Here is a 20,529-nt window from a genome sequence, read left to right on the forward strand (position 1 = left end):
AACTTAATTTACTGACCACTAATACATCCCCGGGGATAATAGTGGGCTCCATAGAGCCTGTGGGCACATAATTCCAATCGGCCACAGCGGTACGAAAAGCCAGCATCGCCAACAGCATCAGCAGCAAAGAGGCGTAATTTTTAATAGTGGTACGAAGACGGTTCCGCGGCATAAAGTTATCCCTAGCTGACATAATCGAGGTACTTAGGCGCTCAGCTACGCGGTTGGTTCAGTCGCTGGCCGCTTAAAGCTTGCGCCCCAGGCGCTTTTCAACCTGACGCTTCTCCCAGCGAGGACCAAAAACATTAAAGCACTCAAAGGCGTTTAGCCCCTGCAGCAGCAATCCAACACCCCAGCCGATCGCGGGCCACCACGCCCAGGTGTAGCCCGGTGAGGTCATCCAGTTAATCACAAACAAAAAAGGGATAATCACAAGGTAGGTTAAGATGTTGGTATAAAACGCTTTTACATCGCGAACATACTCGATCGCCTGCTGCTCTTCTACATCAACTTGTGCGGCCTGGCGACTCGTCGCGCCCGGCCCGCTAGTGGTAGATTCCATATCACTGCCCTCAATGTGCCATTGGCTGGTATCAATTTCAAACACCGAAGCGAGTGCGTTGCGCGACTCGAGCGACGGTGTTCGGCCGCGCTCTATTCGCGAGATCGTACGAATACTCAGCCCAGTTAACTCGGCCAGTTGCTCTTGTGACCAACCTTTTTGCAATCGCAACTTACGCACGTTCATGCTCGATCTCCCTCCGAATACGCCTAACACAGTGACAAAAAAAGCCCGACAGGGTAACGCCAAATACCAGACAACTACCGGACAGTGCTTTAAAAACAACAACTTATAAACACTTACGACAATAAGCTCGCCACGGCTGACTCGACCGAACCGCGATAACTATCGCCAAATAGATTAAGGTGATTAAGTAGGTGGTATAAATTATAGAGCGGCTCCCGCCCCCGCCCACCATCCGGCAGCGGCCAGGCCTCGCGATAGCTTTGGTAAAAGCCGTGACCAAAGCCACCAAACACCAACGTAAACGCCAGATCCGTCTCCCGGTCACCAAGGTAACAAGCCGGGTCAAACAACACCGGCTGTCCATCTCTCAGATAGCCTTTATTGCCACCCCACAAATCGCCGTGTAATAGCGAGGCGAGTGGCTGGTGGCCAACCAGTAACCGGTCGCTTAAGGTTTTTAAGCGCCGTGTATCAACCATTAATGCCCGGTTGCGCCGGGCCATATCCAGTTGCGGCGCAAGCCGATTGTGCCACCAAAATTGCGCCCAGCTGTCGCTCCGGCTGTTTTGCTGCAAGGTACTGCCTATATAGTTGTTATAGCCCAAACCATACTGCTCAGCGGTTTTACGGTGCAGTTTGGCCAGCTGCTGGCCAAGGCTTTGCTCATCACCACTGGCCACTAAGGGCAGGTACTCTAAAACCAAAACGCCGGCATCTGTAAACCGGTTAAACCCGATAACGTGTGGCGTGTTGACCTCTGCCCTGGCCAGCAACGCGAGATTCTTAGCCTCCACTTCAAGCAACTCAGCGTTGGCATTTACTTTAATAAAGAACGGCTTACCTTGAGTATTTTCCCCCACAAAGCTCTGATTTATATCACCGCCTGGCACTGATTGGGGCTCGGATTGGGTTAAATTTAAGCCAAAATGATCGTCAATCGCCTTAAATAAGTCGCGGTTCATTAATATCTCACCTTTTTTTAAAAAAATTCTATCCCCAAAATAATCCAATAAACCCTCTTAAAGACAGTATTATTGCCTCGCGGGTAAGTTATCCCAATCACCTGAGCAAGGTTATCCACAACGGTAGCCGCTAGAACAAGGGTAACTTACGAGTGTTATCCACATTTGTTCACAGGTTTATCCCATAACTGTTTGTTTTACTGTGGTTTTTGCTTAAATTTCCATCACTATTTAGCAAAACCCTGTGTAGCGATCGGGAAAAAGCTGAAGAGCGAATTGGGGATAACTGGCGGTTTCGGATATCAGTGGATAAACAGCGGTTTCATACCCAGCTTAATCACCGTGTTCTGTCAGTTTATCAGCAGTGGTTAAGGGTAGTTATTATTCGTCTAGCTTATTGTTTTTATTAACTAAAATTTGGTTTTCCACAGAATTGTCTGCCCCTATTAATTACTATAAGTTTAATCCTTTATACATATCTCTATATATAAATAATTATTTAATAAGTTTAATTACTTAAATATGTTCGTTTAAACATTGAACATGTTTTGTACAACGGCCCTAAGCACTCTATAATGTGCGCCCTTTTTCACCTGCGGCAGTTATGAGGCCTTAAATGAACTTTCCAGAGCGTTTTGACGTTATCGTCGTCGGCGGCGGTCACGCGGGAACTGAAGCCTGTTTGGCTTCGGCGCGCATGGGCTGTCGGACCTTACTGTTGACGCACAATGTCGAGACTCTGGGTCAGATGTCTTGCAACCCCGCCATTGGCGGCATTGGCAAAAGCCATCTGGTTAAAGAGATCGACGCGCTGGGCGGTGCAATGGCACTGGCCACAGATGCCGGCGGTATCCAGTTTCGGGTACTGAATGCGCGCAAGGGCCCGGCGGTGCGTGCCACCCGGGCACAGGCCGACCGGGTGCTGTACAAGGCGGCGATTCGCAGCACCCTGGAAAACCAACCGAATTTGTGGATTTTTCAGCAGGCGGTTGACGATTTAATCGTCGAGCAAGATCAGGTGCGCGGCGCCGTTACGCAAATGGGGCTAAAGTTTTTTGCCGACCAGGTCGTGCTTACCACCGGCACGTTTCTTGGCGGTTTGATTCACATTGGTATGCAAAACCACAGTGGTGGACGCGCCGGAGATCCGCCCGCGCAAGCGCTTGCCCAGCGTTTGCGCGAATACCCCCTGCGGGTAGACCGTTTAAAAACCGGTACCCCGCCGCGTATCGACGCCAAAACCGTCGACTTTAGCGAGCTGCAAGAGCAGTGGGGCGACGAGCCGCGCCCGGTGATGTCGGTGCGGGGTAACCGCCAGATGCAGCCGCGCCAGGTGTGTTGCTGGATTACCCATACTAACGAGCAAACCCACGAGATCATTCGCGGCGGTCTGGACCGTTCGCCCATGTATTCGGGGGTTATCGAGGGGATCGGGCCGCGCTACTGTCCTTCGATTGAAGACAAAATTCACCGTTTTGCCGATAAACCCAGCCATCAGGTGTTTATTGAGCCCGAGGGGCTAACGACCCATGAGCTCTACCCCAACGGGATATCGACAAGTTTGCCGTTTGACGTGCAAATGAACTTGGTGCGCTCGATTAAAGGCTTTGAAAACGCCCATATCATGCGCCCGGGTTACGCCATCGAATACGATTATTTTAATCCGCAGGATCTTAAGTATTCGCTGGAAACCAAAGTCATCGGCGGCTTGTATTTTGCCGGGCAAATCAATGGCACCACTGGTTACGAAGAAGCCGGTGCTCAGGGCCTGTTGGCCGGGTTAAATGCCGCCCGCCGCGCTCGCGAGCAAGAGGCCTGGTGCCCGCGCCGCGACGAGGCCTACATTGGCGTGTTGGTGGACGACCTGATTACCATGGGTACCCGCGAGCCCTACCGGATGTTCACCAGCCGGGCCGAATACCGCTTACTGCTGCGCGAAGACAACGCCGATATGCGCCTAACCGAGACCGGCCGCGAGCTGGGCTTGATTGCTGACGATCACTGGCAGGCGTTTTGTGACAAGCGCGAAGCCGTCACCCTCGAGCGTCAGCGCCTGAAAGATACCTGGGTGCAGGCCGGCTCTGCGGCGGCGCAACAGCTTGAGGGCAAGGTAAAGTCCAATCTGACTCGCGAGTACAGCCTGTTTGATTTACTCAAGCGTCCCGAGCTTAGCTATCGCGATATCGCGGGTTTGGCGGGCGAGGTAGACATTGGCGAAGCGGTGGCTGAGCAAATCGAGATCGATGCCAAATACTCGGGTTACATCAGTCGCCAGCAAGAAGAGATTGATCGCTTGCGCGCCCACGAGAACACACGTTTCCCCGACGATTTTGACTTTAACGCGGTGGAGGGGCTGTCCAACGAGGTGAAGCAAAAGCTGAGCGATGCCCGCCCCGAGACTCTGGCCCGCGCCCAACGCATCCCCGGGGTTACCCCGGCGGCAGTGTCTTTGCTGCTGGTTTACTTAAAAAAACGTGGTTTACTTAAGCGCGAACAAGCTAAGGCGAGTTAATGGCAAACCGAGAGCAGCACCGGCGCCAGTTGTGCGCCGGTATTCAGAGTTTAGGGTTGGATTTATCCGACGCCCAAATCGACCACTTGCTGGATTACATTGCCGAGTTTGCCAAGTGGAACCGCGCCTATAACTTGTCGGCCGTGCGCAATATCGACGATATGATCGTGCGCCACTTGCTCGACTCCTTGGCGGTGGTGCCCCATATCAGTGGCCAGCGCTTAATCGATGTGGGTACCGGCGGGGGCCTGCCCGGTATACCTTTGGCGATTTGCTACCCGGATAAGCAATTTACTCTGCTCGACAGTAACGGAAAAAAAACCCGCTTTATTTTTCACGTTAAAACCCGGCTGTCGCTCGGCAATGTGACGGTTGAGAACTGCCGGGTTGAAACCCTGCAACCGGCCGAAAAATTTGACGGTGTGATCAGCCGCGCCTTTGCCAGCCTTGCGGATATGACCGGCTGGTGTCAGCATCTTGTGGCCGACGACGGTTTGTTTTTTGCCATGAAAGGGCAGTTTCCCGAGGCGGAGTTGGCGGCCATAGCCGGTCACTACCACTTGCGCCAGCGAATTGATTTGCAGGTGCCCGGAGAAGCCGGTGAGCGTCACTTGCTGCTACTGGAGCGTGTGGTTTAAATTGCCCGGTGGCTTGCCCGCACACGGCAACTGCCACACAATAAGCGCCTCACCAAATCAGAAGGATAACGACTTGACTAAGATCTACGCTGTTGCCAATCAAAAAGGTGGTGTGGGTAAAACCACCACCTGCGTGAATTTGGCCGCCTCACTGGTTGCCACCAAAAAACGCGTGCTGTTGGTAGATCTCGATCCTCAGGGTAACGCCACCATGGGCAGCGGTGTGGATAAGTCTGAGGTGGAGTTGAGCGTATACGATGTGTTGACTGATCGCGCCTCAATTGCCGAGTCCCTGGTGTTGTCGGAAAGCGGCCAGTATCAGGTGCTGCCGGCCAATGGCGATCTGACCGCCGCCGAGGTTGAGATGTTATCTCTGCCCAACAAAGAGCGTCGGCTGGATAAGGCGCTGGCCGAGGTCAAAGGCCAATTTGATTATATTGTGATCGACTGCCCGCCCTCGCTTAACATGCTTACGCTTAACGCTCTGGCCGCTTGTCACGGTGTGATTATCCCCATGCAGTGTGAGTATTACGCGCTCGAGGGCTTGTCGGCACTGGTGGGCACCATCAATCAAATTCACGATGTGCTTAACCCCGCCTTAAAAATCGAGGGAATTTTGCGCACCATGTACGATCCGCGCAATAGCCTGACCAACGATGTGTCGGCGCAGTTGCACCAGCATTTTGGCGATCGGGTGTACCGTACCTGTATTCCGCGAAATGTCCGTTTGGCCGAGGCGCCCAGTTACGGCCAACCGGTGATGGTCTATGATCGCCAGTCCAAAGGGGCGATTGCCTACCTCGCACTGGCCGGTGAAATTATTCGCCGCAACGAGCTATCGGCAGCGGCCGGTGACGAATCCCTTAACTCTCAGGTGACGCAATAAGCATCGCTCAGTGGTAACAACAGGTTTAACCTATGGCAGGAAAACGAAAAGGATTGGGTAAGGGGCTGGATGCACTTTTGGGGGCCGGCGTCACCATTCCACCCTCCGACGATGGTGTCAGCGAGGCGGATGCCCGCGAAGCTCTGGACGGAAAATTAATGCGGCTGCCGGTCGAGTTAATATCCCGGGGCAAATACCAACCGCGCCGCGATATGCACCCAGAGGCACTGGAAGAGCTGGCTGACTCCATCAGGGCTCAGGGCGTCATGCAACCGATTGTAGTGCGCCTGATTGGTGAGGATAAGTACGAAATTATCGCAGGCGAACGCCGCTGGCGCGCGACCCAGTTAGCCGGCCTGGATAAAATTCCCGCTGTGGTGCGCGATGTACCCGACGAAGCGGCCATCGCCATGGCGCTGATCGAGAACATCCAGCGTGAGGACTTAAACCCCATCGAGGAGGCCATGGCGCTTAAGCGCCTGCAGGATGAGTTCGAGCTCACCCACCAGGAGGTGGCGCAGGCGGTGGGTAAATCCCGCACCACCGTGACCAACCTGCTGCGTCTGATTGCGCTCGACGATGAAGTCAAAAAACTGCTCGAGCACGGCGATCTGGAGATGGGCCACGCCCGGGCCATACTGTCGCTCGAGGCCGGACAGCAGCGCGAAGTGGCGCGGCAAATCGTTGGTAAAGGTTTGACTGTCCGCCAGGCCGAGGCCCTGGTACGCAAAATTCAGGATGAAAAAAATCGCGATTCAAACGTGGCGCCAGTGGTAGTGTCGGCGGATATTACCCGGCTGCAAAACCAACTGTCCGAAACTTTGGGGGCCGGTGTTGCCATTCAACACGGTGCCAAAGGCAAAGGTAAGTTGGTGATTAGTTACAATAACCTCGATGAACTCGACGGTATTCTTGCCCACATAAAATAATCCTGTGTGCCAGAAGTTATCTGCGTTATTTATCCACCTTAACTTTTGCTCAATACCCTGCTAGGATTTGGCCTCGATTATCGGGGTTATCCACAGGTGTTGGTCAGGCCGGTTAAGCTTTGTTAAGGCGTAGATATCGCCAGTTGCCCAAATACAGGGCGCAACTGCACTCATTTGGGCGATAATGGCGCGGTTGCTGTTGAAAGGTCTGTAACAAAACCCCTATAATGCGGCGGCTTTGCGGCTGATCTGTAAGTTGCCGTAAAGCCAGCGACGGCGAAAATCGACCCAAGCCAGTACAACTGAGCTGTAAAAGAGAGAATCGATGCCTAGGGCTCGCCGTCAAACATCGGCTGTTATCACCACGCTTCCGGTATTTAAACGACTGGTTGCGCTGTGGATTGTGCTGATTGTCATTAGCGGTGCCGTATTAAGTTGGCATTCGCTGTGGGGGATTTCTTTACTCTGGGGATTTTCCGTGTGTCTGGTACCGGCAATGGTATTTGCCAGGTTTGCTGGACAGATTCGTGGCGCATGGGGCATACGCCAAAGCGTTAATCGCTTTTACAGCGCCGAGTCAGCCAAATTAATACTAACCGCCGTATTATTTGCGGTGGTCTTTACCCGGGATGTCGCAATCAGCATACCGGTTTTTTTATGCGCTTTTGTGGCAGCACAAATCGCGCAATTGATTGTAACCGCGGCGAGTATTCGCCAGCGCAATGGCCAGCCCAAGGCTGGTTAATCACACGCTTATTTACACAAGTTGAGAGATAGCAGATGGCAGCGGACGGTAACGCACCTACGACCACCGAATATATCCAGCACCACTTGACCAACTGGACCTACGGTAAACTACCCGCCGGCACCTATTGTGATGGCAAAAGTGTGCAGGAAACTACAGGTTGGACTGTGGCTCATTGTTCCGAAGAAATGTCCGCCATGGGCTTTAACGCTATTCACCTCGACTCGATGTTGTGGTCGATTGGCCTGGGGATTATCTTTCTGGCTTTGTTCCGCTGGGGCGCTAAACGAGCTCACTCAGGTGTACCTACCGGCATGCTCAACTTTATCGAGGCTCTGGTAGAGTTTATCGATAAAACCGTAAAAGACGCGTTTCAGTACCGCAGCCGCTTTGTGGCCCCGCTAGCATTGACCATTTTTGTCTGGGTCTTTCTGATGAACCTCATGGATCTGATTCCTGTGGATTTAATACCGCAGCTGGCAGCCTGGGTGTCTGGTGATCCGCACTTTTATTTCAAAATCGTACCCACAACCGATCCGAACGTGACCTTGGGTATGGGCTTTACCGTGTTCTTCCTGATGATTATGTTCAGCATCCGCGAGAAAGGGTTTGTCGGGTTTGTTAAAGAGCTGACTTTTCACCCCTTTCACCCGCCAACTAAGGGTGTGGGCTTAATCTTTGCTCCTATCATTATTGTCATTAACTTTGCGCTCGAGTCGGTAACCCTGCTGGCGCGCCCTATTTCATTGGGCTTGCGACTGTTCGGTAACCTTTACGCTGGTGAAATGATCTTTATTCTGATTGCCACCATGTTTGGTGCTGGTCTGATTCTTGGCCTGTTTGCTGGTGTACTGCAGCTGGGCTGGGCGCTGTTCCACATTATTGTGATTACTCTTCAAGCGTTTGTGTTTATGGTGCTGACCATTGTTTATATGGCAATGGCGTTCCACAACGACGATGAAGATCAGTTTACGCATTAACTTTTTTAACTTTACTTTTTATTTTTAAAAATCGAGGAGATATACCATGGGTTTAGCACTGATTGCTGTTGCGCTGTTGATTGGTTTGGGCGCTTTGGGTACTGCCATCGGCTTCGCCATTTTGGGTGGTAAGTTGTTGGAAGGTTCTGCCCGTCAGCCTGAGCTTGCTCCAATGTTGCAAGGCAAAATGTTCCTGATCGCTGGTCTGCTTGACGCCGTGCCAATGATCGGTGTGGGTATTGCTATGTACATTCTGTTCGTTACCGTACCGGGCTTAGCGTAAGCTATCGCTCTTTTTAACGCACAGAAACTTCCCATAACAGAGGTGTCGGCGTGAACCTTAATTTAACTATTATAGGACAGTCCATTACGTTCGTTGTCTTTGTGCTTATCTGCATGAAGTACATCTGGCCGTTAATTATTGCGGCCATGGCTGAGCGTCAAAAGAAAATTGCCGATGGTCTGGCCGCAGCGGATCGTGCAAGTAAAGATCTGGAACTGGCTCAGGAAAAAGCAAAACACGCATTGCGTGATGCTAAAACTGAAGCTGCCAGTATTCTGGATTCTGCCAATAAGCGCGCAACTCAGATTGTGGAAGAAGCAAAAGAGCAGGCCCGCGAAGAAGGTAACCGTATTAAAGCGGCTACCCAAGCTGAAGTAGAGCAAGAAGTGAATCGCGCTAAAGAACAACTGCGTTCACAAGTGGCTATGTTAGCTTTCGCCGGTGCTGAGAAAGTGCTTGAGTCTTCTGTTGACCAGTCTGCGCACAAAGACATGATCGACAAACTGGCTGCCAGTTTGTAAGCGAGGTGAATTGTGGCTGAACTGATTACCCTCGCAAGACCTTATGCCAAGGCAGCGTTCGCGTTTGCCCGTGACAATGGTGAACTTGCGAGCTGGGCAACACAACTGAAAACCCTGGCTATTGTTAGCGGTTACGACAAAGTGTCGCAGCTTGTTTCCTCCCCTGCTCTGACACCAGAGCAGCAAGCCAATACTCTTATAGAGATTTGTGGTGAGGAGTTAAGCCCGAACGTTAAAAACTTTGTTGAGTTGTTGGCAGAAAACAAACGCTTGGCATTGTTGCCCGAGGTGTTCACCCTTTTTGATGCGCTGAAAACCGCCGAAGAGCAAGCTGTCAACGTAGAGCTGACAACTGCCTTTGAATTGGATGATGCCAGCCAGCAAAAACTAGCGGATGCTCTCAGTGCCAAATTGGCGCGCAAAGTTAAGGTCAGCACAGCGGTTGATTCACAACTGCTCGCTGGCGTGGTTATCAAGGCAGGTGATTTAGTCATCGACGGCTCCATGCGCGGTCGGTTAGAGAAACTCGCCAAAGCAATCAATTCGTAGGATTGAGGAATAAAGCATGCAGCAGCTGAATCCATCCGAGATTAGCGAAATTATTAAGCAGCGCATCGAGAAGCTCGATGTGTCTTCCGAGTCCAGCAATCAGGGCACGGTAGTATCTGTATCTGACGGTATTGTTCGTATTAACGGCTTGATGGACGTTATGTACGGGGAAATGATCGAGTTTGAAGGTGGCGTTTACGGTATGGCGCTTAACCTCGAGCAAGACTCAGTGGGCGCCGTAATTTTGGGCGACTACTTCAGCATTGCCGAAGGACAAACTTGTAAATGTACTGGCCGTATTCTGGAAGTGCCGGTTGGCCCGGAACTCGAAGGCCGTGTGGTTGATGCCCTGGGTAACCCCATTGATGGCAAAGGCCCTGTCGACGCAAAAGAAACCGACGCAATTGAAAAAGTTGCCCCCGGCGTTATTTGGCGTCAGTCGGTCGATCAGCCGGTACAGATTGGTCTGAAAGCCGTTGATGCAATGGTACCAATCGGTCGCGGTCAGCGTGAGTTGATTATTGGTGACCGTCAAATCGGTAAGTCTGCCATTGCGGTAGACGCCATCATCAACCAGAAAGACTCTGGCATTAAGTGTATTTACGTTGCTATTGGCCAAAAAGCTTCTTCGATTGCGGCGGTTGTGCGCAAACTTGAAGAGCACGGCGCCATGGAGCACACCGTTGTGGTTGCCGCAACGGCCTCTGACCCAGCGTCTATGCAGTTTTTGGCACCGTTTGCCGGCTGTACTATTGGTGAGTACTACCGCGATCGCGGTCAGGACGCGCTGATTATTTACGATGACCTGACCAAGCAAGCGTGGGCTTATCGTCAAATCTCACTGTTGTTACGTCGTCCTCCGGGCCGTGAAGCCTACCCAGGTGACGTTTTCTACTTGCACTCGCGTCTGCTTGAGCGTGCCGCTCGTGTAAACCCAGAGTACGTAGAAAAACAAACCAACGGTGCAGTAAAAGGCAAAACCGGTTCTTTGACCGCCCTGCCTATTATTGAAACCCAAGGCGGTGACGTATCGGCGTTCGTACCGACTAACGTTATTTCGATTACCGATGGTCAGATCTTCCTCGAAGCTGACATGTTCAACTCGGGCATTCGCCCGGCGATGAACGCCGGTGTATCGGTATCTCGTGTTGGTGGTTCAGCGCAGTCTAAAATCATCAAAAAGCTATCAGGTGGTATTCGTACCGCACTGGCTCAGTACCGTGAGCTGGCAGCATTTGCCCAGTTTGCCTCTGACCTGGATGACGCCACTAAAGCTCAGCTTGAGCACGGTGAGCGCGTAACCGAGCTGATGAAGCAGAAGCAATACTCACCCATGAGCATCTCGCAAATGGGCTTGGTTCTGTACTGTGCTAATGAAGGCTACTTAAAAGACGTAGAGACCAAAAAGGTTCTGGACTTTGAATCTGCCCTGCTCGCTTACGCGGCATCAGAGCACGGTGAGTTGATGGATAGCATCAACAAATCGGGCGATTGGAACGGCGATTTAGAAGCTCAATTTAAAGCCTTGGTTGATAAGTTTAAGTCTAGCCAAACCTGGTAAGTTGGTGGTGCGCTGTGCGCACCACCTTTGAAGATATCTTGAGGGCCGAGTAATGGCAGGCGCAAAAGAAATTCGCACACAGATTTCGAGCATCAAGAGCACGCAAAAAATTACCAGCGCGATGGAAATGGTCGCCGCGAGTAAAATGCGTAAAGCTCAAGAGCGCATGCAGTTAGGTAAACCTTATACCTCACGGATGCGTTCTGTAATCGGGCATTTGGCTAACGCCAACCCCGAGTACACGCACACCTTTATGAAGCAACGCGAGGTAAAGCGCGTTGGTTTTATTGTGGTGTCTACTGATCGCGGTTTGTGTGGTGGCTTGAACACAAATTTGTTCAAAGCAGCTCTACAATCCATGCAAAGCTACAGCGCGCAAGGCAGCAGTATCGACTTGTGTTTAATTGGCGCTAAAGCCACTGCATTTTTTAATCGCTTTGGCGGCAATATTGTCGCGAGCACGCGAGATATTGGTGAAGCACCTAGCGTTACCGACCTAATTGGTAGCGTAAAGGTGATGCTGGACGCTTACGCCGACAACCAGATTGATAAGCTGTATCTAGTGAGCAACGAGTTTGTTAACGCAATGACTCAAAGTCCACAGGTGCAACAGTTGCTGCCGCTAGAGGCCGATGATGATAAAGAACTGCAACATCATTGGGATTACCTATACGAGCCAGACGCTGAAGAGTTGTTAGATGGCTTATTGACTCGTTACATTGAGTCGCAAGTTTATCAGGCTGTGGTCGAAAATAGCGCGTGTGAGCAAGCGGCTCGTATGATTGCTATGAAGAGCGCTACCGATAACGCTGGCGATATGATCGACGATCTGCAGCTTGTGTATAACAAAGCGCGTCAGGCGGCGATTACTCAAGAGCTTTCAGAAATTGTTGGTGGTGCTGCTGCTGTTTCTTCATAACAGCCAGCCTTACACAGAAAGAATTTTAGCTTAAACCTTCAGGCCACTAGCCTGGAATAAAGAGGAACCGGAAATGAGTAGCGGACGTATCGTACAGATTATCGGCGCTGTAATTGATGTGGAATTTCCACGCGATGAAGTGCCACAAATTTATGATGCACTGACCATCACCGAAAAAAATCTGACTTTGGAAGTGCAGCAGCAATTAGGTGACGGTGTGGTACGCACCATTGCACTAGGCTCCTCTGAAGGTCTTCGTCGTGGTTTGAGTGTCGAAAACACCAAAGATGCTATTAATGTACCCGTGGGTAAAGAAACCCTGGGCCGCATTATGGACGTATTGGGTAACCCCATCGACGAAGCCGGCCCTATTGGCGAGCAAGAGCGGATGAAAATTCACCGCGAAGCTCCCGCCTACGCCGAGCTTGCCGCATCTAGCGAATTGCTAGAAACCGGTATTAAAGTTATCGACTTGGTATGTCCATTCGCCAAGGGTGGTAAAGTTGGCCTGTTTGGTGGTGCCGGTGTTGGTAAAACCGTAAACATGATGGAGCTGATCAACAACATCGCTAAAGAGCACAGTGGTCTATCTGTGTTTGCCGGTGTGGGTGAGCGTACTCGTGAAGGTAACGACTTCTACTACGAGATGAAAGAGTCCAACGTATTGGACAAAGTTGCCATGGTGTACGGTCAGATGAACGAGCCACCGGGTAACCGTCTGCGCGTTGCACTGACTGGTCTGACAATGGCCGAGAAATTCCGTGATGAAGGTAAAGACGTACTCTTCTTCGTTGATAACATCTATCGTTATACTCTTGCGGGTACCGAAGTATCGGCTCTGCTGGGTCGTATGCCATCGGCGGTAGGTTATCAGCCAACACTGGCCGAAGAGATGGGCGTACTGCAAGAGCGTATTACCTCGACTAAGACTGGCTCTATTACGTCTATTCAGGCCGTTTACGTACCTGCGGATGACTTGACCGATCCATCGCCAGCAACCACCTTTGCTCACTTGGATTCGACCGTTACCCTGAGCCGTGACATCGCCTCTAAAGGTATTTACCCAGCGGTTGATCCACTGGATTCTACCTCGCGTCAGCTCGACCCGTTAATTATTGGTCAAGAGCACTACGACGTTGCCCGTGGCGTGCAGATGGTACTGCAGCGTTATAAAGAGCTGAAAGACATCATCGCTATTTTGGGTATGGACGAGCTGTCTGAAGAAGATAAGCAATCGGTAGCCCGTGCGCGTAAGATCGAGCGTTTCTTGTCACAGCCTTTCCATGTTGCGGAAGTATTTACCGGTTCTCCTGGTACTTACGTATCGCTGAAAGAAACCATCCGTGGTTTCCAGGGCATCCTGAGCGGCGAGTATGATCACCTGCCAGAGCAGGCGTTCTACATGGTCGGTACGATCGACGAAGCGATCGAAAAAGCCGAAAAAATGAAGTAATTGGGTCGCGGCCTAGGCCGCCCCTTCAAGCTTAAGAGGCAGATTATGGCAATGACTATACATTGCGATATCGTCAGTGCAGAGAGTGAGATCTTCTCCGGGTTGGTAGAGCTGGTTGTGGCTACTGGTTCTCTGGGTGATCTCGGCATTACCTACGGTCACGCGCCTTTGCTGACAGGTCTTGCACCAGGCCCGATTCGCCTGAAAAAACAGGGCGGAGAAGAAGAAGTGTATTACGTATCGGGTGGCTACTTAGAGGTTCAGCCAAACCTTGTCACTATATTGGCCGACACCGCTTTGCGCGCCGGCGATATGGATGAGGCCGCCGCTGAAACTGCTAAGAAAGAAGCCGCCGCTAAGCTGTTGAGTCAATCGGGTGAAATTGATTACTCAAAAGCTGCGATTCAGCTGGCCGAAGCTTCAGCACAGCTACGCGCACTTCAGGCAATTCGACGCAACGCACGTAAATAGCCTGAACTTTTTGAGTCTCGGGTTGTTAAAAGGGTAGCTTTGGCTACCCTTTTTTGTTTGTATTGCGCTTTTGCTGGTGACCGACAAAACGGAGATTTACAGATGTTGGATGTCGTTATTCTCGCCGCGGGTAAAGGTACCCGCATGAACTCAAAACTGCCTAAAGTTTTGCATTCAATAGCGGGTAAACCCATGCTGCATCATGTGTTGGATACCGTTGCGCAGCTGGGGACCGATAACCTGCAAAAGCTAGTGGTGGTTGGCCACGGCGCCGAGCAGGTAGAGGCCACAATCGCTGGGCTAAATTGCCACTGTGTGACACAGGCGCAACAACTTGGTACTGGCCATGCGGTACAGCAAGTTTTACCGCAACTGCGTGACGATGCCCTGGTGTTAATTCTCTATGCCGACGTCCCCCTGATACAACCCGAGTCATTAACCGGTTTATTGCAGTGTGCCGGGCCAGACACCATGGGCTTGATGACGGTTAATCTGGCTAATCCTACGGGTTATGGCCGTATCTTGCGCAATGGCGATGGCGACGTGGTTGCCATCGTTGAAGAGAAAGACGCCACCGCCGAGCAAAAACAAATCGGTGAAGTGAATACCGGTATTATGGCCGTACCGGCCAAAAAGCTCATCCAATGGCTGCCCGAGCTGTCTAACGATAACGCACAGGGCGAGTACTACCTCACTGACATTATTGCCAAAGCCCGTCACGCCGGGACCGCTATTAAGGTGTTTCAACCGGCTAGCGCCGAAGAGGTTGAAGGGGTAAACAACCGCCGCCAGCAAGCTAAGCTTGAGCGTATTTATCAACAGGCGCAAGCCGACGCCCTACTCGATCGCGGCGTGTATCTGGCCGACCCAAGCCGCTTTGACTGTCGCGGCGAGCTAACGGCCGGCCGCGATGTGGAAATCGATATTAACGTTGTGATCGAAGGCAAGGTTACGCTTGGTGACAACGTTAAAATTGGCCCTAACTGCCTAATTAGCAACTCTGTTATTGCGGCCAATAGCGAGATCAAAGCCAACTCTATACTGGAAGATGCGGTGGTCGCTGACGGGTGTGTCATTGGCCCATATGCCCGACTGCGCCCCGGTACCGTATTAAAAAGCGGCGCTAAAGTGGGTAATTTTGTCGAAACCAAAAAAGCGGTTATTGGCGAGGGCAGTAAGGTCAATCACCTGAGTTATATCGGCGATTGCGAGATGGGGGCCCGGGTTAATGTGGGTGCCGGCACCATTACCTGTAATTACGATGGCGTTAATAAATTTACCACCACCATTGGCGACGACGTTTTTGTCGGCTCTAATTGTGCTCTGGTGGCACCGGTAACCTTGGGCGATACATCTACTGTCGGTGCCGGCAGTGTGGTGACCCGCGATGTGGCCGCCGATGAGTTGACCGTGGCCCGTGCCCGTCAGCGCTCTATTACCGGATGGCAGCGCCCGGTTAAACAGCCTAAATAAGGCTTAACCTTTATTGCGAGATATTCTGTGCAATGGATTGAGATTATTGTACTGGCGCTAATACAGGGGCTGACAGAGTTTTTGCCAGTTTCCAGTAGTGCTCACCTATTGCTTGTCCCTTTGTTTACTGATTGGCCCGATCAAGGCTTAGCCTTTGATATCGCGGTTCACTTTGGCAGCTTACTGGCTGTTATCTTTTATTTTCGCGACGACTTAATAAAGCTTGCGCGTGCTTGGCTGGGGTCGATTATCGGCGCCGGCATGAGCCGCGAGGCGCGGTTGGGTTGGGCCATTATCTGGGCCACTATTCCCGTTGGTATTGTGGGGCTATTGGCAAAAGATATCATCGAAACCTCGATGCGCACCGGCTATTTTATGGGCTATAGCTTAATTGTGTTTGGTTTGCTGCTGGGCTATGCCGACTGGCGTTATCAGCGCAAGTTTGCGGGTAATCCCGCTCGCGCCAACAGTGACGAATACCATCTAAGTAAAACACAAATTGTGGTTATAGGCTTAGCTCAGGCGTTGGCCCTGATTCCAGGTACATCGCGTTCGGGCATTACCATCACGGCGGCACTGCTGATGGGGGTTAACCGCGAGGCGAGCGCACGGTTTTCATTTTTGCTGAGTATTCCGGTTATTGTTTTGGCCACCATGCTGCAATCGGTTGAGTTAGTGTCCGAGCCGTTACCGGTTGGCTGGGGTAAATTGCTGGCGGCTACGGCTATTAGTGCCGTGAGTGCTTACCTGTGTATTCGGGTATTTTTGGCGTTAATCCGACGTATTGGTATGCAGCCGTTTGTGCTGTATCGCTTGCTACTCGGGGCGTATTTGCTCTACTGTTTTTACTGATATCCATGACTTCTCCCGTAACAAAGAGGAAACAAGAGATGGTCCGCTTGCGTATCGTGCAACTGTTTACTGTGATGCTAGTAGCTGTATTTGTCGCATCCTGTACCACATCGGGTAAAGTGCCTGGCACAGCGCAATTGCAGGTGCTGCCTAAAAGCCCCAATGATCAGCGTGATTATCACACCTTTACATTACCCAACGAGCTTCAGGTCGTGCTGGTTTCCGATCCAACCCTCGAGGTATCTGGTGCATCGCTTAGTGTTGGGGTTGGCAGCTATCAAAACCCTAAAGACTTTCCGGGGTTGGCGCACTACCTTGAGCACATGTTGTTTTTAGGTACAAAAAAGTACCCAGAGCCCAATAGCTTTCAGACTTTTGTGCAAGAAAACGGCGGCTACTCTAATGCCTATACCGCCACCGATCACACCAATTATTTCTTTCAGATAGGTGAAGGCGCGCTGCAGGAAGCACTGGATCGGTACAGCGACTATTTTAAATCGCCCACCTTTGATAAAGACTATAGCGATAAAGAACGCAACGCGGTAGACAGTGAATGGTCTATGGGTAAATCCAATGACGGCCGTATTATGAACCGCCTGCGCGGTATTACCGCCAACCCCGAGCACCCGGCGCAGCGAATGTCAGTGGGCAACTTAACAACATTAGTCGATCAAGGCGATCAAACCCTCTATAGCGAGATGCGAGCGTTTTACCAAAAGTACTATTCCTCGAATAACATGAAACTGGTGATATTCGGCAAACAAGATACGGCCACACTAGCGGCATTGGCCACCGAGTATTTTTCAGATATCGACAATAAAAAAATAGCAAAGCCCGAAATTACTACTCGCGGTTTAACCGAGCAGCAGCTGGGCGAACACATTTATTACCGGCCACAAAAGCCCATGCGCCAGCTGGTAATGGAGTTTTCTATTAACGACAATTCCGCTTTATGGCCGGTAAAACCCAACCGCTATATCGCTAACCTTATTAGCTCGGAAGAGCCAGGTACAGCGGCGCAAGTGTTACGCGATAAAGGTTGGGTCGATAATTTTACCGCCTCTGATAGTGCCGATTATTACGGTAACGATGGCATCTTTACCATTAATATTGGCTTAACCGAACAGGGGCTAGCCTACCAGGACGAAGTTATCGCAACGGTATTTAAGTACCTTGATTTAATCCGCGAGTCTGGCGTCGACCCGGTCTACTATCAAGAGTACAAAGCCATGCTCGCTAAACAGTATAAAGACTTGCAAGTGCCCAACGCGATGAATCAGGCAACGCACTTTTCGCAAGCGCTGTTTTCGTTGCCGGCAGAACACTTAAACGATGCCTTTTATATCTACGATCATTTTGATGCCGAAGCAATCAATACAGTGTTAGCACAACTAACGCCTAAGCGGGCGCGCATTTGGCATATTAACCCCAGCGTTGATGTGGATACCGCGATCCCTTATTACGAAGGTGAGTATCGTGTTGCTAGCTTCAGTGACACTGAGTTGCAACAGTGGGAGACGTTTGCCGATACTCTGGAGCTGACATTACCCGCCGAAAATGATTTGTTTAGCTCGGGTAAGGCTGAGGTGGTTGAGGCAACCATTATGAGCCCGTTGCAGGTAGTCGATCAGCCAGGGCTTGAGGCGTGGCTGGTGCACAGTGAATTTCACCAGTCAGAGCACGGCTATCTACAGGTCATGTTTAATACCGACTTACCCCTGCAAAGCGCCAAAAATAATGTAATGAGCGATTTAGTCAATCGCATTTTTGCCTTGCAAACCACGGCCCTGCGCGACAAAGCGGGTCGCGCCGGTATTGGTATGGGTATCGAGCGGCCGCGCAACAACCACGCTCTAACGCTATCGGGTTACAGCGAAAAACACCCACTGCTCTAACAGCGGTTGTTAACCCAGTGGGTTAATATGGATATTAATCAACAAGAGTTTACGATTGCCAAAGAAGGGTTTAAAGATTGGTTGGATGGCCGCGCTAAAGAAGAGCCAAGCCGCCAGTTATTTACCGAGTTAAACCGTATTATGGTCGATCCCAGTTGGACCGATGAGCAGCTGGCCAACGCCTTAAACAAGATCAGCCTGAAAGATGTTAACCAATATCAACAGGATTTGGTAAACAACAACCGCATACGGATGTTCGCGTTTGGCAACTACAGCGAAGCCACGGTTAAGGAGTTTGCGCAAATAACCCAAACCACGATGTCGCCCGGTTGGCAGCAACGAGACCGCTTTGTTGCCGCCGTTAACAAACCCGCCGTGGGCGAGCACACCAATTACCGGGGCGACATTGCGAAAACCGACAATGGTTTGCTACATGCCTATTACTCCGATAACACCGAGCTTACAACGGCCGCTCAGCTATTTTTATTAAACTCTATCTTCCAGCAGGCGTTTTATAATCAGTTGCGTACCGAAGAGCAAATTGGCTATGTGGTCGGTAGCAGTATTGATCGCATTGGTGACTACTGGGGGTTTATCCTCTACGCGCAAACCACCAACACTGAGCTGGCAGACTTAAGCCTGCGCTTTAACCGGTTTGTGGAAGAATACTGGCCTCAACTGCAAGCGTTGGACGAGGCTGTTTTAGAGCAATTGCGCGCCACCGTCATCGCCCAAATCAATCAGGCGCCGGGTAACTTTTACGAGGAATACCCTAAATACCTCAATGATTTTTACCGTGGCAACGACAAGTTTGATACCCGGGCCCGGCTAATTAACGCTATCGAGCAGACCACCAAAGCGGATGTCGTTACCGAGTATCAAGACCTGATATTGCAGCAAAACGCCTACCGGGTGGATGTCGAGCTACAGGGCACTCAGTCTGCGGCCGAGTAGCTTTTGCGACCTTCTTCACCCGCCAACTCCAACGCCGGCGCTGTCAGCTAAATGCTGCCAGCGCCGTTTTTTAGGTAATTCCTGTTGGGGTAACGCTACCATCGGGGTTTATTGCTGTTAAACTTTCGTTTTGATACAATTTCTTTCGTTTCGAAACAATCAGACCCCGTTATATGGCCAAACGTAACACTCAATGGCGCCGCCGTACGATTCTTGACCTTTTGGCCGACAGTGGCGAAGTCAATGTCGATGCTCTGGCCGAGCAGTTCCAAACTTCAGAGGTTACGATCCGCAAAGATCTTGCCGCGCTTGAAAGCAATGGGTTATTGCTGCGCCGCTATGGCGGCGCTGTACCCCTCCCCCAAGATTTGCTGCGCGATGCGGCGGCCAATGTAGCCTCGCCGGTAAAGCAGCAGATCGCCCGTGCAGCCGCTGGTAAAATACGCGATCACAACCGCATTATTATCGATAGTGGCCACACCACGGCGGCCTTGTTGCCCGAGCTGTCGCAGCGGCGTGGGCTGGTGGTGATGACCAATTCGCTCTCCATCGCCAACGCCTTGTTAGAGCTGGAAAACGAGCCGACTTTGCTAATGACGGGAGGCACCTGGGACGCGCGCTCGGAGTCGTTTCAGGGGCAGCTCGCCGAGCAGGTGCTGAATGCCTACAACTTTGATCAGTTGTTTATTGGCGCCGATGGGCTCGATCTGGAGCGAGGCTCCACCACCTTTAATGAGCTTTACAGCGTGAGTCGGGTTATGGCCAAAGTCGCGCGCGAAGTTATTGTCATGGCTGAGGCCGAGAAGTTTGGCCGCCGTATTCACAACCTCGAGTTGCCCTGGGAGTCGATTACAACCCTGGTAACAGATTCTAATATTGCCGCTGCCGATCGCAGTGCGCTGGAGGCGCGCGGAGTCGAAGTGATTGTCGCCAGCGCCCCGGTATAACCTCAGGAGTTAATATGTGTGGAATAGTAGGCGCAGTTGCGCAGCGTGACGTCGCGGATATTTTACTCGAGGGGCTGCGCCGCTTGGAGTATCGCGGCTATGACTCGGCCGGTTTGGCGGTAATACGCGAAGAAAATAATCTGGTGCGCGTGCGCCGCTTAGGCAAAGTACAAGCGTTAAGTGATGCGCTGGTTGACCCGCTACCCGGTGGCACAGGCCTGGCTCACACACGCTGGGCGACTCACGGTGAA

21 protein-coding genes and 1 pseudogene are annotated in these 20,529 nt (G+C 51.4%); 19 read left to right on the forward strand and 3 right to left on the reverse strand.

Features of this window, described 5'->3' with window-relative positions:
• The 3 genes from AAC019_RS16145 to AAC019_RS16155 form a co-directional block, all read right to left on the reverse strand.
• Positions 1-193: S26 family signal peptidase (locus AAC019_RS16145; protein WP_339900268.1), on the reverse strand; the 193-nt coding region annotated here is incomplete at its 3' end.
• Positions 194-244: 51 nt separating this feature from the next.
• A complete protein-coding gene (locus AAC019_RS16150) occupies positions 245-748 on the reverse strand; it encodes a helix-turn-helix domain-containing protein (RefSeq protein WP_339900270.1) in 504 nt (167 codons plus the stop codon).
• A 113-nt stretch (positions 749-861) separates the two neighbouring features.
• Positions 862-1,710 carry a fructosamine kinase family protein gene (locus tag AAC019_RS16155; RefSeq protein ID WP_339900272.1) on the reverse strand — a complete coding sequence of 283 codons (849 nt, stop codon included), beginning with the start codon at positions 1,708-1,710 and terminating at the stop codon, positions 862-864.
• 616 nt (positions 1,711-2,326) lie between these two features.
• Here AAC019_RS16155 and mnmG point away from each other — a divergent pair.
• From mnmG to AAC019_RS16250, 19 genes and pseudogenes are all read left to right on the forward strand, one after another.
• Positions 2,327-4,222, forward strand: a complete 1,896-nt coding sequence (gene mnmG, locus AAC019_RS16160; protein ID WP_339900273.1) for a tRNA uridine-5-carboxymethylaminomethyl(34) synthesis enzyme MnmG — start codon at positions 2,327-2,329, stop codon at positions 4,220-4,222.
• On the forward strand, positions 4,222-4,860 hold the full coding sequence (gene rsmG / locus AAC019_RS16165) for a 16S rRNA (guanine(527)-N(7))-methyltransferase RsmG (protein WP_339900274.1): 639 nt from the start codon (positions 4,222-4,224) through the stop codon (positions 4,858-4,860). Before mnmG ends, rsmG begins: the two co-directional genes overlap by 1 nt.
• A gap of 73 nt (positions 4,861-4,933) precedes the next feature.
• A complete protein-coding gene (locus AAC019_RS16170) occupies positions 4,934-5,746 on the forward strand; it encodes a ParA family protein (protein ID WP_339900276.1) in 813 nt (270 codons plus the stop codon).
• A gap of 32 nt (positions 5,747-5,778) precedes the next feature.
• Complete coding sequence (locus AAC019_RS16175) at positions 5,779-6,675, forward strand: ParB/RepB/Spo0J family partition protein (RefSeq protein ID WP_339900278.1); 897 nt, start codon at positions 5,779-5,781, stop codon at positions 6,673-6,675.
• Positions 6,676-7,000: 325 nt separating this feature from the next.
• The gene (locus tag AAC019_RS16180; RefSeq protein ID WP_339900280.1) at positions 7,001-7,420 is read left to right on the forward strand and encodes an ATP synthase subunit I; all 420 of its coding nucleotides are present in this window, start codon (positions 7,001-7,003) and stop codon (positions 7,418-7,420) included.
• 35 nt (positions 7,421-7,455) lie between these two features.
• Positions 7,456-8,400, forward strand: a complete 945-nt coding sequence (gene atpB, locus AAC019_RS16185; protein ID WP_339900281.1) for a F0F1 ATP synthase subunit A — start codon at positions 7,456-7,458, stop codon at positions 8,398-8,400.
• 46 nt (positions 8,401-8,446) lie between these two features.
• The gene (gene atpE, locus AAC019_RS16190; protein WP_020208604.1) at positions 8,447-8,683 is read left to right on the forward strand and encodes a F0F1 ATP synthase subunit C; all 237 of its coding nucleotides are present in this window, start codon (positions 8,447-8,449) and stop codon (positions 8,681-8,683) included.
• A gap of 50 nt (positions 8,684-8,733) precedes the next feature.
• Positions 8,734-9,204 carry a F0F1 ATP synthase subunit B gene (locus tag AAC019_RS16195; protein ID WP_339900282.1) on the forward strand — a complete coding sequence of 157 codons (471 nt, stop codon included), beginning with the start codon at positions 8,734-8,736 and terminating at the stop codon, positions 9,202-9,204.
• Positions 9,205-9,216: 12 nt separating this feature from the next.
• On the forward strand, positions 9,217-9,753 hold the full coding sequence (locus AAC019_RS16200; RefSeq protein ID WP_339900284.1) for a F0F1 ATP synthase subunit delta: 537 nt from the start codon (positions 9,217-9,219) through the stop codon (positions 9,751-9,753).
• Positions 9,754-9,769: 16 nt separating this feature from the next.
• Entirely contained in the window at positions 9,770-11,314 is a 1,545-nt protein-coding gene (atpA, locus tag AAC019_RS16205; protein ID WP_339900286.1) for a F0F1 ATP synthase subunit alpha, read from the forward strand.
• Between the two features lie 52 nt (positions 11,315-11,366).
• Positions 11,367-12,233 carry a F0F1 ATP synthase subunit gamma gene (gene atpG / locus AAC019_RS16210; protein WP_339900287.1) on the forward strand — a complete coding sequence of 289 codons (867 nt, stop codon included), beginning with the start codon at positions 11,367-11,369 and terminating at the stop codon, positions 12,231-12,233.
• Between the two features lie 73 nt (positions 12,234-12,306).
• Positions 12,307-13,686 carry a F0F1 ATP synthase subunit beta gene (atpD, locus tag AAC019_RS16215; protein ID WP_339900288.1) on the forward strand — a complete coding sequence of 460 codons (1,380 nt, stop codon included), beginning with the start codon at positions 12,307-12,309 and terminating at the stop codon, positions 13,684-13,686.
• Positions 13,687-13,731: 45 nt separating this feature from the next.
• Positions 13,732-14,157: a F0F1 ATP synthase subunit epsilon gene (locus tag AAC019_RS16220; protein ID WP_041521935.1), complete on the forward strand. Its 426-nt coding sequence runs from the start codon at positions 13,732-13,734 to the stop codon at positions 14,155-14,157.
• A gap of 102 nt (positions 14,158-14,259) precedes the next feature.
• Positions 14,260-15,630, forward strand: coding sequence for a bifunctional UDP-N-acetylglucosamine diphosphorylase/glucosamine-1-phosphate N-acetyltransferase GlmU (gene glmU, locus AAC019_RS16225; RefSeq protein ID WP_339900290.1), 1,371 nt, complete (start codon positions 14,260-14,262; stop codon positions 15,628-15,630).
• A gap of 27 nt (positions 15,631-15,657) precedes the next feature.
• The gene (locus AAC019_RS16230) at positions 15,658-16,482 is read left to right on the forward strand and encodes an undecaprenyl-diphosphate phosphatase (RefSeq protein WP_339900291.1); all 825 of its coding nucleotides are present in this window, start codon (positions 15,658-15,660) and stop codon (positions 16,480-16,482) included.
• A 38-nt stretch (positions 16,483-16,520) separates the two neighbouring features.
• Entirely contained in the window at positions 16,521-18,377 is a 1,857-nt protein-coding gene (locus AAC019_RS16235) for an insulinase family protein (RefSeq protein WP_339900293.1), read from the forward strand.
• Between the two features lie 27 nt (positions 18,378-18,404).
• A complete protein-coding gene (locus AAC019_RS16240) occupies positions 18,405-19,331 on the forward strand; it encodes an insulinase family protein (protein ID WP_339900295.1) in 927 nt (308 codons plus the stop codon).
• Between the two features lie 173 nt (positions 19,332-19,504).
• Complete coding sequence (locus tag AAC019_RS16245) at positions 19,505-20,278, forward strand: DeoR family transcriptional regulator (protein WP_339900296.1); 774 nt, start codon at positions 19,505-19,507, stop codon at positions 20,276-20,278.
• 14 nt (positions 20,279-20,292) lie between these two features.
• A pseudogene (locus AAC019_RS16250) lies at positions 20,293-20,529 on the forward strand (glutamine--fructose-6-phosphate aminotransferase); the annotation flags it as partial.

It is taken from the genome of uncultured Gilvimarinus sp., assembly GCF_963975215.1.
Taxonomy (GTDB): domain Bacteria; phylum Pseudomonadota; class Gammaproteobacteria; order Pseudomonadales; family Cellvibrionaceae; genus Gilvimarinus.

Coding starts and splice junctions, on each gene's coding strand:
- AAC019_RS16155 (WP_339900272.1), bottom strand. CDS start 1,710: ATGAACCGCGACTTATTTAAGGCGATTGACGATCATTTTGGCTTAAAT.
- atpG (WP_339900287.1), top strand. CDS start 11,367: ATGGCAGGCGCAAAAGAAATTCGCACACAGATTTCGAGCATCAAGAGC.
- rsmG (WP_339900274.1), top strand. CDS start 4,222: ATGGCAAACCGAGAGCAGCACCGGCGCCAGTTGTGCGCCGGTATTCAG.
- atpB (WP_339900281.1), top strand. CDS start 7,456: ATGGCAGCGGACGGTAACGCACCTACGACCACCGAATATATCCAGCAC.
- glmU (WP_339900290.1), top strand. CDS start 14,260: ATGTTGGATGTCGTTATTCTCGCCGCGGGTAAAGGTACCCGCATGAAC.
- AAC019_RS16235 (WP_339900293.1), top strand. CDS start 16,521: ATGGTCCGCTTGCGTATCGTGCAACTGTTTACTGTGATGCTAGTAGCT.
- AAC019_RS16175 (WP_339900278.1), top strand. CDS start 5,779: ATGGCAGGAAAACGAAAAGGATTGGGTAAGGGGCTGGATGCACTTTTG.
- AAC019_RS16150 (WP_339900270.1), bottom strand. CDS start 748: ATGAACGTGCGTAAGTTGCGATTGCAAAAAGGTTGGTCACAAGAGCAA.
- AAC019_RS16180 (WP_339900280.1), top strand. CDS start 7,001: ATGCCTAGGGCTCGCCGTCAAACATCGGCTGTTATCACCACGCTTCCG.
- AAC019_RS16240 (WP_339900295.1), top strand. CDS start 18,405: ATGGATATTAATCAACAAGAGTTTACGATTGCCAAAGAAGGGTTTAAA.
- atpE (WP_020208604.1), top strand. CDS start 8,447: ATGGGTTTAGCACTGATTGCTGTTGCGCTGTTGATTGGTTTGGGCGCT.
- AAC019_RS16220 (WP_041521935.1), top strand. CDS start 13,732: ATGGCAATGACTATACATTGCGATATCGTCAGTGCAGAGAGTGAGATC.
- mnmG (WP_339900273.1), top strand. CDS start 2,327: ATGAACTTTCCAGAGCGTTTTGACGTTATCGTCGTCGGCGGCGGTCAC.
- AAC019_RS16245 (WP_339900296.1), top strand. CDS start 19,505: ATGGCCAAACGTAACACTCAATGGCGCCGCCGTACGATTCTTGACCTT.
- atpD (WP_339900288.1), top strand. CDS start 12,307: ATGAGTAGCGGACGTATCGTACAGATTATCGGCGCTGTAATTGATGTG.
- atpA (WP_339900286.1), top strand. CDS start 9,770: ATGCAGCAGCTGAATCCATCCGAGATTAGCGAAATTATTAAGCAGCGC.